The sequence below is a fragment of the Bacillus paramycoides genome (genome assembly GCF_038971285.1).
In the GTDB taxonomy this organism is placed as follows: domain Bacteria; phylum Bacillota; class Bacilli; order Bacillales; family Bacillaceae_G; genus Bacillus_A.
On sequence record NZ_CP152427.1, the window covers coordinates 4,253,769 to 4,269,502 of the forward strand.

Below are 15,734 nucleotides of genomic sequence, written 5' to 3' on the forward strand. Positions count from 1 at the left end.
TGTAACGTACTTGTTCCGTCATTGATTTAATGTATTATATGACTAAATATAATAGACTTCTCTTAAGTTTGTCAATGTAGATAATCATTTATATTATATCAATTCCTTATTAATCATAGCTATTCTACTATTCATTCTTAACAGCCTTTTCATATATTATGCGTGTATTACTAAATTGTACTACCTCCATGAGCTTTTCTGAATATTTTATTTTTATTACAATTAAATTATCAATAATAAAGGAGCGATTATAATGACAACCTTATTGAACAGAGCTAAAAATATGTTAACGACTGACGAAACGATATTATTTTACGTGGCCTGTTCATTAGATATATATTTATCGTTCCGTTGCAAGACCAGGACTGTTAATTTTAACGAACAAACGGCTCTTCTTTTACGGACCAGATGTAAGCAAGAACCCATTATTTGAGGAGTACTCTTTCGAAAAAATTTCTGACCTAAAAGAACAAAATCGCCTTTTCAGCAATCAAATTATATTTATGTATGATAATGAATGGAAAAAATAAAACATATTCAAACAAATGATGTAAGCTCTCTCGTTCAACAAATAAACGAGCAGCTCTCTAAATAAGGAAAGCCCTCTATTTTTATAAATAGAGGGCTTTCCTATTACGCATCTTCTTTTTTCCAAAGAGGCCTTACATGAACGATTACTGTACGAATGACCGCTAAAACAGGAACTGATATTAATAATCCTACAATTCCGGCCACTTCTCCCCCAACTAATAATGCAAGCATAATAATAACAGGATGCATGCGAAGCGACTTACCAACGATATAAGGGGATAAAATATTACTTTCAACGAATTGTAAAATAGCAATTGTAATCCCCGCTTTAATAAGTAAACTCGTTGATATAGTTGCCGCAATCATTAATGTCGGAATTGCCCCTAAAATAGGACCAAAATACGGTATTATATCTGTCACCCCAATAATAATCCCGAGTAACAATGGATATTTCATACCGATAAACCAAAAGGAAAGTGCAGATACGCCCCCTAATATTAAGCAAACAAATAATTGTCCTCGAATATAACTCCCAAGTGATTTATCAATTTCTTTCGCCAGCATTTGCCCCGTATTACGCCACTTACTTGGGACTAATTTCCAAAAGATATGATAAAACTCACCGTAATCTTTTAATATGTAAAATACAATGAACGGAATTAAGAAAATAATGAGTAACGAATCGAGTACACCACGAGCTGTGCTCATCACTTTATTTAAAAGTGCTTGTATCTTTGTTTCTACTCCAACAAAAATTTGTTTCACCTTTTCATGAATAAAGGACGGGAAATTCGCTGTTTGTTCCGTAACGCCATCCATCCAAGAATCATACATTTTTGTAAACTGCGGGAATTGTTCATTGATTTCTTGTAATTGCTTAATTACAACTGGCGTTCCTTTATAAATGCCATAACCAATTCCGCCAAAGAAAAGGATGTAAATGAGCAAAATAGCGAGTGTACGCGGCATCCCTTCCTTATGAATTTTTTCAATTAAAGGATGCAATAAATACGCAATAAAACAAGCAATAAGAAACGGTGTAATGGCCACTTTAAATACAAAAATAATCGGTGCCCATAGCGGCTTAATTTTTAGAAAGACGAGCAAACAAAGAAATACAAGTAATAATAATCCTAAACGATATATCCAAATAATTTTAAGATTCTTCACACGAAAAACCTCCTCCACCCTTATTTTGAAAATAAATAGGGTAGGTTATGTGCGAAAGTTTTAAAATCTTTTCATGTAGACCATACTGTTTTGTAAAGACGTACATATACATAACATAACAAGGACAACCACCCCTGAGAATGCAGCGTGAAACAATATAATCAGGAGGGCTCATAATGGTTTTATCTATGCTCGTATTATCAGCACTTTTTATGATTCTTGAATGGGTTTGTATCGGGTTTGGTATTTGGAAAGGTTTCTTTATTCGTTCCTCACGAAAAGAAAGAGCGAAGCAATTATTTCATTACGGCATGCTTGGCGTTGGATGTTACGGCCTATCTTATCTCTTCTCTGAAATCGGACTTTTATATTTGCATACAAATGCATAAAAAACTCCCTTGATGAAGGGAGTTTTTTTATGCTTATAAATAAGATTTAATCATTTTACGTGCTTTTTTCATATTGCGTTTTGAGAACATATCTTGTTTGCGAGCATATTGATATGCTGCCGCTCCAACACCTAATGCGATTAATGAATTGCGTAGATTCAAAGTAAATCCCCCTTTTCGTTATCCGATTGTTCTTTCATTCTCATCAAATAAATCATCAAGAGAGCTTAATGAACCATCTTCTTCTACTTGATGCGTATGGATTTTCCCTTTTGAAACCGATAATTCGATATAACAATTCCAGCAATAAAATTGGTTGACACCTATTTTTCCAATGTCTTTCCCTTTGCAATTTGGACAAATGAACATATGGCTTTCATCTCCTTACAGTCTCCCGGATTCTATTCGCCATTATGTCCAAACTGCATTCATTTATACATCGCTGGAGCCTTTCAACGTTATACGTTTGAAAGTTTCACTATATAATTTCACCTTGTTACATGAAATCATACGGTGAAATGTTTTCCACGTCCATTTCTTCGCCATTTACTGTTACCATCTGCACTTCTCCTTGTGATTCTTGCAATCGACTAGCTAAAGTCGTTTGACGCATTGCATCATCAAGGCGATTTATACCAGACTGGAAAGCGGCTTCCTCGCCGCAAATAATAAGGAACTTCTTACTTCTTGTAATACCTGTATAAATTAGATTACGACGTAACATACGATTGTAACTTTTTACTATCGGCATAATCACAATCGGAAACTCACTACCTTGCGATTTATGAATCGAACAGCAATAGGCATGCGTAATTTGATTTAAATCTGGCTTTGTATACGTTACTTCAATTCCATCAAATGAAACAATAATCATATCTTGTTGCTCAACGTTCTCTTTCGCATAAAACACCGAAACAATTTCGCCGATATCACCATTAAACACTTGGCTCTCCGGCTGATTAACGAGCTGCAATACTTTATCGCCTCGTCGGTATACAACATCACCGTAAGCAATTTCTTTACTTTTTTCCCTTTTCGGATTAAACACTTCTTGTAACGCTTCGTTTAGTACATTAATGCCGGCAGGTCCACGATACATCGGAGCCAATACTTGTACATCTCTTGCGCTAAACCCTTTTGTCTTAGCATTCTCACAAACCTTCTTAACAACCTCAACAATTTGAGCTCCTGTACAACCGATAAATGAACGATCTTTTTGGTTTTGCGCTAAATCTGGTGGAAGCGTTCCATTTTTTATCGCATGGGCAAGTTGAATAACTGATGAGCCTTCCGCTTGACGATAAATTTCAGTAAGCTTTACCGTTGGAACTGCACCTGCATTCAATAAATCTTTCAATACTTGACCAGGTCCTACAGATGGTAATTGATCTTCATCGCCTACAACGATAACTTGAATGCTAGTCGGCAATGACTTAAACAGCTGATTTGCAAGCCAAATGTCAACCATTGAAAATTCATCAATAATGAGCAATTTCCCTTGTACCGGATCCGTTTCATTACGTTGGAAAGACCCTTCTGGCGTCCAGCCAAGTAAGCGGTGAATTGTACAAGCTGGAAGCCCTGTTGATTCACTCATTCGCTTCGCTGCTCTTCCTGTTGGAGCCGTTAATAATATCGGAAATGGATTATCATCACTGTATTCATTCGGATTTAACGATAGCCCGTGAAGTGACGCATACATTTCAACAATTCCTTTAATAACTGTTGTTTTCCCTGTTCCTGGTCCACCTGTTAATAACATCATCGGTTTATGAAGCGCCGTTTGAATTGCTTCTTGCTGAAATGGTGCATACTGCACATTCAGTTGTTCTTCAATTTCACCTAACGTCTTTAACACTTCTGCTTCAGGAAATGAAGGTGTTTCCTCTTGATTCATAAGCCTACGAATAGACTTTACAACACCTTTTTCAGAGTAGAATAACGATGCTAAATATATCCGTTCTTCTTCTATGATGACCTTCCCTTCACTTTGCATCATTTCAATGCAACTTGTAATGTCTTCCTCTGTCACTCTTCCTTCTTGATTATTTAAAAGTGACATCGTTTCTCTTACAAGTTGATCTTTTCCCATATAAACATGGCCAAGCTGCAATGATACATTTTCTAACGTATAAAAACATCCCGCACGTACACGATCATCATGATTACCCGATATCCCTAACGCACGTCCTATATCATCCGCTCTTCCAAATCCAATGCCATCCACTTCTTCAATAAGCTGATATGGATTATTACGAATTACTTCTAATGTCATCTCTTTATATTGCTGATAAATTTTAATAGAAAGCTTCGTTCCAAAACCGTAACCATTTAAAAAGCTCATTACTTTCTCTAGCCCTTGATGTTCAACAATTGTCTCATATATTTCCTGCGCTTTTTGTTTGTTAACAACACCATTTAACGCGTCAGGATCATCCATAATTTTAGAAATAGCATGTTCCCCAAGATGGTCCACAATTTTTTCAGCTGTACGCTTTCCTATCCCTTTAAATAAATCACTCGCTAAATATTGCACCATACCAGCTTTTGTTTGCGGCAATTCTTTCTTAAACGTTTCAACTAAATATTGTTTCCCATACTTCGGATGGTCTTTAAAATGGCCTGTCAATGTAAACACTTCATCTTCATGCATGCGGGGAAAATGACCGTTTATCATTACTTTTTTTTCGTCGTACGTTTCATTCGTTTCAATGACTTTCATACTGACAACGGAATAGAGGTTTTCTTCGTTGTGGAAAATGGTATGAAGAACTTGAGCTTTTATAAACTTTTTCTCTTCTTCAAACAAATCCATTGCATGTTGATTTCCCATCTTTCCTCTCCTTTCCGGTTTCGTTTCAATTTAATGAGCAGTACATCCCCCACCTCTTTAGATGAGGGATAACTACCCATTAAAACTATATTTTCATCTTATTCAGCTTCTTGCTCTAATAAACGAACTCCATTACCAGCTAAAAAGTGATCTGGCTGAATTTCAGTTGCTTTCTTAAATAAAGCAAGAGCCTTCTCGTTATTTTCTTCAAATACGTACGCAACGCCTAAATTATAATACGCATCCGCATGCTCTTCATCCATTTCTAATACCTTTTCAAAATAAGGTTTCGCTTCTTGAATATGTTCTAGTCGCGCAAAGCAAAGTCCACACTGAAACACAGCTTCTACATCATTTTCATCTAATTCTGTTGCTCTTTGTAAAAACGGCAGTGCAAGACGATCATTTCCAAGTTGCACATGCGTAATACCTAACATAAATGTTACATCCGCTGATTGTAAGCCAGCTTGCATCGCTTGTTCAAATACAGCTTTAGCTTCTGCAAATTGCTCTTGACCGTAATATACATTACCTAATCCATAATAAGCAGCCGCAGATTTATCATCTAGCTCTAATGCACGTTTATAAAATAAAATCGCTCTCTCACTGTCACCTAGTACATCTAATAAGTTTGCAAAATTAATGTATCCAAGCGCATCTTTCGGATTTTCTTCGATTGCTTCTGTGAAATTTTTAGCAGCTTCTTCCCAGTTTCCTTCTTGCATATATTGAATACCTGTTTCAAGTTTGTTTGACATGTCCTTCACCTCTACAACAAATTATAACAAAGAATGTATTTTCCAAGCGAACGAAAATTCGCTTTATGTAAAAGAAACCTCTAACCGCGAATCGGCAGAGGCTTCTCGTTTTACCCTAAATAATCCAATTTCTTACCGCTACGGTACACTTCATCAATTGTAGCACCGCCTAAGCACTCATCTCCATCATAGAAAACAACTGCTTGTCCTGGTGTAATTGCACGAATTGGCTCGTCACAAAGAATGCGAACTGTATTTTCATCAACGATTTGAACCGTTACTTTATTGTCTTCTTGACGATAACGGAATTTCGCTGTGCACTTAAATTCTTTTTCTTTCGCTTTATTACTTACCCAGCCGATATTCGTAGCAATAACTTCATCACCATATAGAAGTTCGTTATGGAATCCTTGATCAACATACAAAATGTTTTCTTTTAAGTTTTTCCCAACAGCAAACCACGGATCACCGTTACCACCAATACCAAGGCCATGACGTTGTCCAATTGTATAGTACATTAAACCGTCATGCTTTCCTTTCACTTCGCCAGATAATGTTTGCATCACACCTGGTTGTGCTGGTAAATAGTTACTTAAGAAATCTTTAAAGTTACGCTCACCAATGAAGCAAATACCAGTACTATCTTTCTTCGCCGCTGTCGCTAAACCAGCTTCTTTCGCCATTTCACGAATTTGTGGTTTCTTCAGTTCACCAAGCGGGAACATTGTTTTTGATAATTGCTCTTGGCTTAATTGATTTAAGAAATACGTTTGGTCTTTATTATCATCAACGCCGCGAAGCATTTTATATTCGCCGTCCATATAAGCAACGCGTGCATAATGACCTGTTGCTACATAATCAGCACCAAGCGCAATGGCATGCTCTAAAAATGCTTTAAATTTAATTTCTTTATTACACATTACATCTGGGTTTGGTGTACGACCAGCTCGGTATTCATCTAAGAAGTACGTAAATACTTTATCCCAGTATTGTTTTTCAAAGTTTACTGCATAATACGGAATACCAATTTGGTTACACACTTCAATTACATCATTGTAATCTTCTGTTGCTGTGCAGACACCATTCTCATCTGTATCATCCCAGTTTTTCATAAAAATTCCAATTACATCATAACCTTGCTCTTTTAATAAAAGAGCTGCTACAGATGAATCGACGCCACCGGACATCCCGATGACAACGCGTGTTCCTTGAGGTAGTTTGTTCATCATGTCACCTCCCATGCTAATTTTGTGTTAATCGCTTCACGATTTTCACTGTTTCGTACGCCGCTTTCTCAATTTGCTCTTTCGTATTTCCAAGTCCGAAACTAAAGCGTACGGATGAACGTATTTGATCGGAGTCTTTTCCGAACATCGCTACTAATACATGTGATGGATCAATCGAACCAGCTGTACAAGCCGAACCACTTGACACTGCAATGCCAGCTAAGTCTAAGTTCACAAGAAACGGTTCAATGTTCATTCCTGTAAAACTAATATTAAGCACATGTGGTAAGCGATATTCTAAGTTTCCGTTTACCTCGAAAGTAATATCTTCATTTTTGAAGACAGATACCATTATATCTTTAAACTCTTCATATTGGGCATTTTTTTGCTCACGAGTTTTTTCAGCTATAAGAATTGCATGCTGAAGCCCAGCAATACTAGGCACATTTTCCGTACCAGCACGGCGTTTTCTTTCTTGCTCCCCGCCTATTAATAACGGTTCAAATTTCACATCTGCACCAGCGTATAGGAATCCGACACCTTTTGGCCCGTTAATTTTATGAGCTGAAATCGATAATAAATCAATACCAAACTCTTTCACATCAATTTCTACTAAACCGTAAGCTTGTACCGCATCTGTATGAAAATAAGCTTGATGCTCTTTTAACAACTTACCTATTTCCGCAATTGGTTGCATCGTCCCAACTTCATTATTCCCAAACATAACGGATACGAGAATTGTCTCTTCCGTTAATGCCTTTTGTATGTCAGAAACTTGAACGCGCCCTGTTTCATCAACAGGTAAATATGTCACTTCAAACCCTTCACGCTCTAACAATTCACACGTATGCAAAATCGCATGATGTTCAATTTGCGTCGTTATAATATGGTTACCTTTATGACGGTTCGCACGTGCTACACCGATAAGCGCTAAATTATCAGCTTCTGTACCACCGCTCGTAAATATAATTTCATTCGGATTCGCATGAATGCTACGTGCACATGCGCGTCTTGCCTCATCTACTGCATGGCGCGTTTGACGTCCATAAAAGTGAATACTAGACGGGTTTCCGAATGTTTCTGTCATATATGGAATCATCTTTTCGACCACTTCTGGGTGAGTCGGAGATGTCGCAGCATGATCTAAGTAAATGCGTTCCATTAAATCTCCTTCTTTCCAAATCGTTTCACAAGGAATTAAATGTAAAACATATAGCCCCCGTGATTTTCTTCCTCATAACGCACTAAATCTTCTAACGTTGTACTATCTAACACTTCTTGCACCGCATCACGAACACGCATCCATAATTGGCGTTGTGCTGGTTCTTCTTCTTCTATCATTTCTACAACACTAATTGGACCCTCTAATACACGGATTACATCCCCAGCTGTAATGTTAGCTGGCTGATCTGATAATACATATCCACCATATGCTCCGCGCGTACTCTTTACTAGACGAGCGTTACGAAGCGGTGAAATTAATTGCTCTAAGTAATGTTCCGATAAATCATGTGCCTGCGCAATTGATTTTAAGGAAATTGGACCTTCACCAAACTTTTTTGCAAGATCGATCATAATTGTTAAGCCGTAACGGCCTTTCGTTGAAATCTTCATCTATTTTGCACCTCTTTTCAAATTTTCACTTCTATTGGTTATATCTTATTTATAAAAGAACACAATTTAAAATCCTATGAAATTATAGCATAATATAGTATTATAAGAAATTTCAACTTGTGTATCAAAATGATAACATAAAATCACATTGAAAAACTCGGAAATTATTACAATTGATAGAAAAATGAAAATATTTATATTCATTTTTCCCACAAAACAGCATCCTATTTCAAATTCCACTAAAAAAAATGATACGATAGAAAGAGATTATACTTTAAGGGAGACGGTAAAAATGAAACAACCACTCGCACATCGAATGCGCCCTACAAATATTCAAGAAATTATCGGCCAACAACATTTAGTTGGTGAAGGAAAGATTTTATGGCGAATGGTCCAAGCAAATCATTTTCAATCTATGATTTTATATGGCCCTCCAGGCACTGGAAAAACATCCATTGCGAGCGCAATTGCAGGCAGTACCGGAACCCCTTTTCGCCTATTAAATGCTGTTACTCATAATAAAAAAGATATGGAAGTTGTCGTACAAGAAGCAAAGATGCATCGACACCTCGTTTTAATTTTAGATGAAGTACACCGTCTAGATAAAGCAAAACAGGATTTTCTATTACCCCATTTAGAAAGCGGACTTCTTACCTTAATTGGGGCAACGACGAGTAATCCGTTCCATGCTATTAATTCTGCTATTCGAAGTCGTTGTCAAATCTTCGAATTACATGCATTAACAGAAGATGATCTTTTAATTGGCTTAAAACGAGCACTTGAAGATAAAGAAAAAGGTCTTGGAGAATATGATGTAACGGTTACGCCTGAAGCATTAAATCACTTTGCAAATGCATCAGGCGGAGATATGCGTTCCGCTTATAATGCACTTGAGCTAGCTGTTTTATCTAGCTTTACAACGGATGACAAAGCTGCGGAAATTACACTAGAAATCGCAGAAGAATGCTTGCAAAAAAAGAGCTTCGTTCATGACAAAGGTGGAGATGCTCATTATGACGTATTATCAGCATTTCAAAAATCGGTGCGCGGAAGTGATGTAAATGCAGCACTTCATTATTTAGCACGCCTTATTGAAGCGGGTGATTTGCAAAGCATTGGTAGACGTCTTCTTATTATGGCATATGAAGATATCGGACTTGCTAGCCCACAAGCCGGACCACGTACACTAGCAGCCATAGAATCAGCTGAACGAGTTGGATTCCCAGAGGCACGCATACCACTTGCAAATGCCGTTATCGAGCTTTGCCTATCACCAAAATCAAACTCAGCTTATAAAGCACTTGATGCTGCATTACACGATTTACGGAACGGTCAAACAGGCGACATCCCAGGTCATTTAAAAGATAGTCATTACAAAGGCGCAGAATCACTTGGAAGAGGCATTGGATACTTATACCCACACGACCATCCAAATGGTTGGGTACAGCAACAATACTTACCTGATAAAATAAAAAACAAACAATATTATAAACCGAAAACGACAGGGAAATTTGAGCAAGCACTTTCTACTGTATATGAAAGATTACGAAGTTCGAATAAAACGAAAAATAAAGGGTAACATAAGCGAAAACGTCACCATTATGGAGGCTTCGCTTATGAAAACACGTCAAGATGCATGGACAAAAGAAGACGATCTCCTTTTAGCAGAAACTGTTTTACGACATATTCGCAGCGGCAGTACACAAATAAAAGCATTTGATGAGGTCGGCGATACATTAAACCGTACTTCAGCCGCTTGCGGATTTAGATGGAATGCTGAAGTAAGGCCGAATTACGAAGATGCGGTGCAACTTGCAAAAAAACAACGTAAAGAATTAAAGCGTTCTGAAGCAAAAATAGAAAAAGAGCATTTCACGAAAACGAAACAACTCGTAATCGATGCTGAGTTTTCAGAAGATGTTATGCCAAACAAGCAGGATCTTACAATGCAAAATGTCATCTCGTTTTTGCAAAACTTAGAGCATACCAACCCTTCACTCGCAAAGTTACAAACTGAAAATGAAGTATTACAAGCTCAGCTCACGACTTTGAAAAAAACGAATCATGAACTGGAAGCAAAATTAGCGGTACTCTCAAAAAAACAACAAGCAATCGAAGAAGATTATGCAATGCTTGTTAGAATTATGGACCGTGCTCGAAAACTCGTTTCAGTTGAAGAACAAGAAGAACAGATTGCTCCCATTTTCAAGACAGATCAAAATGGAAATTTAGATATTATATATTCTGCAGAGAATTAAAAACAGGGACGTCACTTATTTGACTGAGTGACGTCCCTTTTTGTTTCTTTGCTGGAGAGTATAGTATGTATGTACCGGTAAATGAAATTATATCAACGATTTTTCAAATATATCTATCGTAACTCAAAATATATCAACGATTTTTTTAATATATCGACGATTCGACAAGGAATATCGATTTACCGACAAAAATTGACGAAATATCCCTCCCTATCATACAAGAAAACTCTCAATATAAATCGGATATTTTTTACTAAAATGTTATTATAAACATATATACCTTTAAAGGGAGCTAGTTACTATTTCATTAATAATCTTCAAAATCACTCTTGGCCTTCTCGTCCTAACTTTAGCTCTTTTCACCATTAACAGTTTAAAAAAGACGTCCGCCTATAAATCTGATAGATATGATTATTACTTACTAGCTTTGCTTACATTTGAACTAGTAGTAATGCAAATATCCCTATTTCTTTAATACATATAAAAAAGCATATATCCAAAATGGATATATGCTTTTCTTTTATTCTTGCCCTACACGTTTCACTTCTACATTTTTAATGCGTTCACGTACAACGTGACTTGCCATAATTAAGCCTGCCACAGATGGTACGAATGCATTTGATGAAGGCGGTAATTTCGCTTTACGAATTTTTGCATTTTCGTCTGGTACGATTTCTTTACGTACTTCTTCACGAATTACGATTGGGTTTTCGTCAGAGAAGACAACTTTTACACCTTTTTTAATACCCTCTTTACGAAGTTTCGTACGAATTACTTTCGCAATTGGATCTGTATGTGTTTTAGAGATGTCCGCAATACGGAAACGAGTTGGATCCATTTTATTTGCTGCACCCATACTTGAGATAATTTTAATTTTACGACGTAAACATTGTTTAATTAAATGGATTTTGAACGTAATCGTATCAGATGCATCCACTACGAAGTCTAAACCGTATTTAAAGAACTCTTCATATGTTTCATCTGTATAAAACATTTCTAGTCCAATTACTTCACACTCTGGGTTAATATCTGCGATACGCTCTTTCATTAATTCTACTTTTGAACGTCCTACAGTAGATACTAAAGCGTGAATTTGACGGTTTACATTTGTAATATCTACAACGTCTTTATCAACTAATACAAGACGTCCAACGCCAGAACGCGCTAACGCTTCAGCTGCAAAAGAACCTACGCCGCCAATTCCTAAGATACCGACTGTACTATTTTTTAATATTTCAAGTCCTTCTTTACCGAAGGCTAATTCATTACGTGAAAATTGATGTAACATTCAGCTCTACACTCCTATTACAAAAATGGTCTACCATGTATTCTAGCGTTTTTCCGACTATTTGTATAGAAAAAGTTATAGAATTCCTAAAAATACATATTTCGAAAATGAAGACATAATGTAAACCGACTTTTATTTCTTCCTAAATACACGTTTAAAAAGGAGGATTCAGAGAACCAAGCAGATCGAGGCGCTCAAGCCAGGAGGAGCGCAGTGTAGTGGTTACTACTCGAGCACCGGACTGGCGAAGCAACGACGAGATGCGCCTGCCCTCTGAACCGGACTTTTTAAACAACCCTTTCAATATACGTTTAAAAGGAGGATTTAGAGAACCGAGCAGATCGAGGCACGTATGCTAGGAGGAGCGCAGTGTAGGAGTACTACTCGAGCACCGGACTAGCATACGTAAAGATGAGATGCGACAGTTATCTAAACCGGACTTTTTAAACAACCTCTCAAAAAAAGTCTAGATGGTATTAGTATAACCATCTAGACCCTATTCTTACTTCTCTTCTTTTAAGCTTAATTTTAAGTTTAACTCTTCAAGCTGTGCTTCTGCAACTGGGCTTGGAGCTTCTGTTAATAAGCAGCTTGCGCTTGCTGTTTTCGGGAATGCAATTGTGTCGCGAAGGTTCGTACGTCCTGCAAGTAACATAACAAGACGGTCTAAACCTAATGCGATACCGCCGTGTGGTGGCGTACCGTATTCGAATGCTTCTAATAAGAATCCGAATTGCTCTTGTGCTTCTTCTTTTGAGAATCCAAGTGCTTTGAACATTTTTTCTTGTACGTCACGCTCATAAATACGAAGTGATCCACCACCAAGCTCATAACCGTTTAATACAAGGTCATATGCTTGTGCACGTGCTTTTTCCGGAGCTGTTTCTAATAGCTCCACGTCTTCACGGAATGGCATTGTGAATGGGTGGTGAGCTGCGAAGTAACGATCTGCATCTTCATCGTACTCAAGAAGTGGCCAGTCCGTTACCCATAGGAAGTTATATTTACTTTCGTCAATTAACTCCAGCTCTTTACCTAGACGTAAACGAAGTGCACCTAAGCTATCTGCAACAACGCTCTTCTTATCTGCTACGAATAGTAATAAGTCACCAGCAGTAGCTTCTAATGTGCTCATTAACACATTTGCATCTTCTTCACCGAAGAATTTCGCAATCGGTCCTTTTAAGCCGTCTTCTTCAACTTTAAGCCAAGCTAAACCTTTTGCACCGTAGACTTTCACGAATTCAGTTAATGCATCGATATCTTTACGAGAGTATTTGCTCGCAGCGCCTTTTGCATTAATTGCTTTTACTTGTCCGCCGCTTTCTACAGCACTTGTAAATACTTTAAAGCCACAACCTGCTGCAAACTCAGATAAGTCTGTTAGTTCCATTTCAAAGCGTGTATCTGGCTTATCAGAACCGTAGCGAGCCATTGCATCAGCATATTTCATACGAGGGAATGGTGCACTCACTTCTACACCTTTTGCATCCTTCATAACTTTCGTCATCATGCGCTCCATCATATCTAAAATTTCATCTTGTGTTAAGAATGAAGCTTCGATATCGATTTGCGTGAATTCAGGTTGACGGTCTGCACGTAAATCTTCGTCACGGAAACAGCGTGCTACTTGATAGTAACGCTCAAATCCACCGACCATAAGAAGCTGTTTAAATAGCTGTGGAGACTGTGGTAACGCATAGAATTCACCGTCATGTACACGACTTGGTACTAAATAGTCACGAGCTCCTTCTGGCGTGCTCTTCGTTAAAATTGGTGTTTCTACTTCTAAGAACTCTTCTGTATCTAAGAAATTACGAATTGTTTTTGTTACGTCATGACGCATTTTGAATGTATTGAACATTACAGGACGACGTAAGTCTAAATAACGATATTTTAAACGCACATCTTCTGATGCATCTGTATCATCAGCAATAATGATTGGCGTTGTTTTCGCTGCATTTAATACGTTCACTTTCGTTGCTTGTACTTCAATACGACCAGTTGCCATATTGTCATTAATCGCACCTTCACCACGCTCAACAACTGTACCTTCTACGTGTAATACGTATTCGCTACGAATTGTTTCTGCTACTTCTAGTGCTTCTTTTGATGTTTCTGGGTTAAATACAACTTGTACAATACCTGTACGGTCACGTAAGTCGATAAAGATTAATCCACCTAAATCACGGCGTTTTTGTACCCAACCTTTTAATTGAACTGTTTGTCCAACTGCTTCTACTGTTACTTTTCCACATGCATGTGTTCTTTCAGCCACTGTAAGTTCCCCCTATATTAATTTCTCTGCTACGTATGAAGTAAATACATCTAATGCTACTTCTTCTTGTTCGCCTGTTGCCATATCTTTTAAGTTAATGATGCCTTTATCTAGCTCATCTTCCCCTAATACAGCTACAAATTTCGCTTTTAGACGATCTGCTGATTTAAATTGTGCTTTCATTTTGCGGTCTAAGTAATCTTTTTCAACTGATAATCCAGCTTTACGAAGATCGAACGCAACTTTTGCAGCATGGTCTTTCGCTTTTTCACCAAGCGCTACAACGTAACAATCAATGCTATGTTCAATTGGTAATTCAATATTTTCAGCTTTTAGCGCCATAATTAAACGTTCAATACTCATCGCAAAACCGATACCTGGCATTTCTGGTCCACCGATTTCTTGTACAAGTCCGTTATAACGGCCACCACCGCTTAATGTAGTGATCGCACCGAAACCTTCTGCCTCACTCATAATTTCAAATACAGTGTGTTGGTAGTAGTCTAAACCACGTACTAAGTTCGGATCTTTTTCAAACGGAACATCCATCATCGTTAATAGCTCTTGAACTTTTTCGTAGTATACTGCTGAATCTTCGTTTAAGTATTCTGTAATAGATGGTGCTGTTCCCATTAATTCATGGTTACGGTCCTTCTTACAATCTAAAATACGAAGAGGGTTCTTTTCTAAACGAGATTGACAGTCAGAACAGAACTCACCGATACGTGGCTCAAAGTGTGCGATTAACGCATCACGGTGCGCTTGACGGCTCGCCGCATCACCTAAGCTGTTTAATACAACTTTAATATTTTTTAAGCCCATGCCGCGGTAAAACTCTACAGCAAGCGCAATTACTTCTGCATCAATTGCAGGATCGTTACTACCGATTGCTTCAATACCAAATTGTACGAATTGACGATAGCGACCTGCTTGTGGTCTTTCGTAACGGAACATTTGACCGATATAGTATAATTTCGTTGGTTGTGTTGCGTCACCGAACATTTTGTTTTCAACGTAAGAACGTACAACAGGTGCAGTACCTTCTGGACGTAATGTTAAACTACGCTCTCCACGGTCTTGGAATGAGTACATTTCTTTTTGTACGATATCTGTCGTATCACCAACACCACGTAAAAATAGCTCAGTGTGTTCAAAAATTGGTGTACGAATTTCTTTATAATTGTAACGACGGCAAATTTCGCGTGCTTGCCCTTCGATATACTGCCATAACTCAACAGTGCCTGGAAGAATATCTTGCGTTCCGCGTGGGATTTGAATAGACATATTCAGTTCCTCCTCAAATTGTTTTAATCTTAATAAAAATAAAAAAACTCCCGCCTCTACTGTTTGAACAGTAGGGACGAGAGTATTATACCCGTGGTGCCACCC

General features: G+C 37.7%; 14 protein-coding genes, 1 pseudogene and 2 other annotated features (2 of these 17 cut by a window edge). Of the genes and pseudogenes, 4 read left to right on the forward strand and 11 right to left on the reverse strand.

Annotated elements, in window-relative coordinates; all coding sequences use genetic code 11:
- Positions 1 to 31, reverse strand: a binding site (T-box leader); it reaches 189 nt to the left of the window's first position.
- 222 nt (positions 32 to 253) lie between these two features.
- Positions 254 to 595, forward strand: a pseudogene (locus tag AAG068_RS22030) (PH domain-containing protein).
- Positions 596 to 633: 38 nt separating this feature from the next.
- Here the strand turns inward: AAG068_RS22030 and AAG068_RS22035 are convergent.
- Positions 634 to 1,701, reverse strand: a complete 1,068-nt coding sequence (locus AAG068_RS22035; protein WP_342715810.1) for an AI-2E family transporter — start codon at positions 1,699 to 1,701, stop codon at positions 634 to 636.
- Between the two features lie 176 nt (positions 1,702 to 1,877).
- On the opposite strand from AAG068_RS22035, the gene AAG068_RS22040 reads away from it, so the two are divergent.
- Complete coding sequence (locus AAG068_RS22040; RefSeq protein ID WP_342715811.1) at positions 1,878 to 2,090, forward strand: hypothetical protein; 213 nt, start codon at positions 1,878 to 1,880, stop codon at positions 2,088 to 2,090.
- Between the two features lie 33 nt (positions 2,091 to 2,123).
- Here AAG068_RS22040 and AAG068_RS22045 read toward each other — a convergent pair whose 3' ends face one another.
- From AAG068_RS22045 to cymR, 7 genes are all read right to left on the reverse strand, one after another.
- Positions 2,124 to 2,252, reverse strand: coding sequence for a YrzQ family protein (locus AAG068_RS22045; RefSeq protein WP_098670102.1), 129 nt, complete (start codon positions 2,250 to 2,252; stop codon positions 2,124 to 2,126).
- A gap of 18 nt (positions 2,253 to 2,270) precedes the next feature.
- On the reverse strand, positions 2,271 to 2,459 hold the full coding sequence (locus AAG068_RS22050) for a hypothetical protein (RefSeq protein WP_000469281.1): 189 nt from the start codon (positions 2,457 to 2,459) through the stop codon (positions 2,271 to 2,273).
- Positions 2,460 to 2,586: 127 nt separating this feature from the next.
- A complete protein-coding gene (recD2, locus tag AAG068_RS22055) occupies positions 2,587 to 4,923 on the reverse strand; it encodes an SF1B family DNA helicase RecD2 (protein WP_342715812.1) in 2,337 nt (778 codons plus the stop codon).
- A gap of 98 nt (positions 4,924 to 5,021) precedes the next feature.
- Positions 5,022 to 5,681: a tetratricopeptide repeat protein gene (locus AAG068_RS22060; protein WP_000066395.1), complete on the reverse strand. Its 660-nt coding sequence runs from the start codon at positions 5,679 to 5,681 to the stop codon at positions 5,022 to 5,024.
- A 110-nt stretch (positions 5,682 to 5,791) separates the two neighbouring features.
- Positions 5,792 to 6,907, reverse strand: coding sequence for a tRNA 2-thiouridine(34) synthase MnmA (gene mnmA, locus AAG068_RS22065; protein ID WP_342715813.1), 1,116 nt, complete (start codon positions 6,905 to 6,907; stop codon positions 5,792 to 5,794).
- 16 nt (positions 6,908 to 6,923) lie between these two features.
- Positions 6,924 to 8,069: a cysteine desulfurase family protein gene (locus tag AAG068_RS22070; RefSeq protein WP_342715814.1), complete on the reverse strand. Its 1,146-nt coding sequence runs from the start codon at positions 8,067 to 8,069 to the stop codon at positions 6,924 to 6,926.
- 35 nt (positions 8,070 to 8,104) lie between these two features.
- Entirely contained in the window at positions 8,105 to 8,521 is a 417-nt protein-coding gene (cymR, locus tag AAG068_RS22075) for a cysteine metabolism transcriptional regulator CymR (protein WP_000704116.1), read from the reverse strand.
- Positions 8,522 to 8,813: 292 nt separating this feature from the next.
- On the opposite strand from cymR, the gene AAG068_RS22080 reads away from it, so the two are divergent.
- On the forward strand, positions 8,814 to 10,100 hold the full coding sequence (locus tag AAG068_RS22080; RefSeq protein ID WP_342715816.1) for a replication-associated recombination protein A: 1,287 nt from the start codon (positions 8,814 to 8,816) through the stop codon (positions 10,098 to 10,100).
- Between the two features lie 37 nt (positions 10,101 to 10,137).
- Positions 10,138 to 10,779, forward strand: coding sequence for an RsfA family transcriptional regulator (locus tag AAG068_RS22085; protein WP_342715817.1), 642 nt, complete (start codon positions 10,138 to 10,140; stop codon positions 10,777 to 10,779).
- 520 nt (positions 10,780 to 11,299) lie between these two features.
- Here AAG068_RS22085 and AAG068_RS22090 read toward each other — a convergent pair.
- The 3 genes from AAG068_RS22090 to hisS form a co-directional block, all read right to left on the reverse strand.
- Positions 11,300 to 12,067, reverse strand: a complete 768-nt coding sequence (locus tag AAG068_RS22090) for a tRNA threonylcarbamoyladenosine dehydratase (protein WP_000903179.1) — start codon at positions 12,065 to 12,067, stop codon at positions 11,300 to 11,302.
- A 502-nt stretch (positions 12,068 to 12,569) separates the two neighbouring features.
- Complete coding sequence (gene aspS / locus AAG068_RS22095) at positions 12,570 to 14,345, reverse strand: aspartate--tRNA ligase (protein WP_342715818.1); 1,776 nt, start codon at positions 14,343 to 14,345, stop codon at positions 12,570 to 12,572.
- A gap of 12 nt (positions 14,346 to 14,357) precedes the next feature.
- The gene (gene hisS, locus AAG068_RS22100) at positions 14,358 to 15,629 is read right to left on the reverse strand and encodes a histidine--tRNA ligase (protein ID WP_342715819.1); all 1,272 of its coding nucleotides are present in this window, start codon (positions 15,627 to 15,629) and stop codon (positions 14,358 to 14,360) included.
- Between the two features lie 69 nt (positions 15,630 to 15,698).
- Positions 15,699 to 15,734, reverse strand: a binding site (T-box leader); it runs 195 nt beyond the window's last position.

Coding starts and splice junctions, on each gene's coding strand:
- AAG068_RS22060 (WP_000066395.1), bottom strand. CDS start 5,681: ATGTCAAACAAACTTGAAACAGGTATTCAATATATGCAAGAAGGAAAC.
- AAG068_RS22040 (WP_342715811.1), top strand. CDS start 1,878: ATGGTTTTATCTATGCTCGTATTATCAGCACTTTTTATGATTCTTGAA.
- cymR (WP_000704116.1), bottom strand. CDS start 8,521: ATGAAGATTTCAACGAAAGGCCGTTACGGCTTAACAATTATGATCGAT.
- hisS (WP_342715819.1), bottom strand. CDS start 15,629: ATGTCTATTCAAATCCCACGCGGAACGCAAGATATTCTTCCAGGCACT.
- AAG068_RS22090 (WP_000903179.1), bottom strand. CDS start 12,067: ATGTTACATCAATTTTCACGTAATGAATTAGCCTTCGGTAAAGAAGGA.
- recD2 (WP_342715812.1), bottom strand. CDS start 4,923: ATGGGAAATCAACATGCAATGGATTTGTTTGAAGAAGAGAAAAAGTTT.
- AAG068_RS22050 (WP_000469281.1), bottom strand. CDS start 2,459: ATGTTCATTTGTCCAAATTGCAAAGGGAAAGACATTGGAAAAATAGGT.
- AAG068_RS22080 (WP_342715816.1), top strand. CDS start 8,814: ATGAAACAACCACTCGCACATCGAATGCGCCCTACAAATATTCAAGAA.
- AAG068_RS22070 (WP_342715814.1), bottom strand. CDS start 8,069: ATGGAACGCATTTACTTAGATCATGCTGCGACATCTCCGACTCACCCA.
- AAG068_RS22085 (WP_342715817.1), top strand. CDS start 10,138: ATGAAAACACGTCAAGATGCATGGACAAAAGAAGACGATCTCCTTTTA.
- mnmA (WP_342715813.1), bottom strand. CDS start 6,907: ATGAACAAACTACCTCAAGGAACACGCGTTGTCATCGGGATGTCCGGT.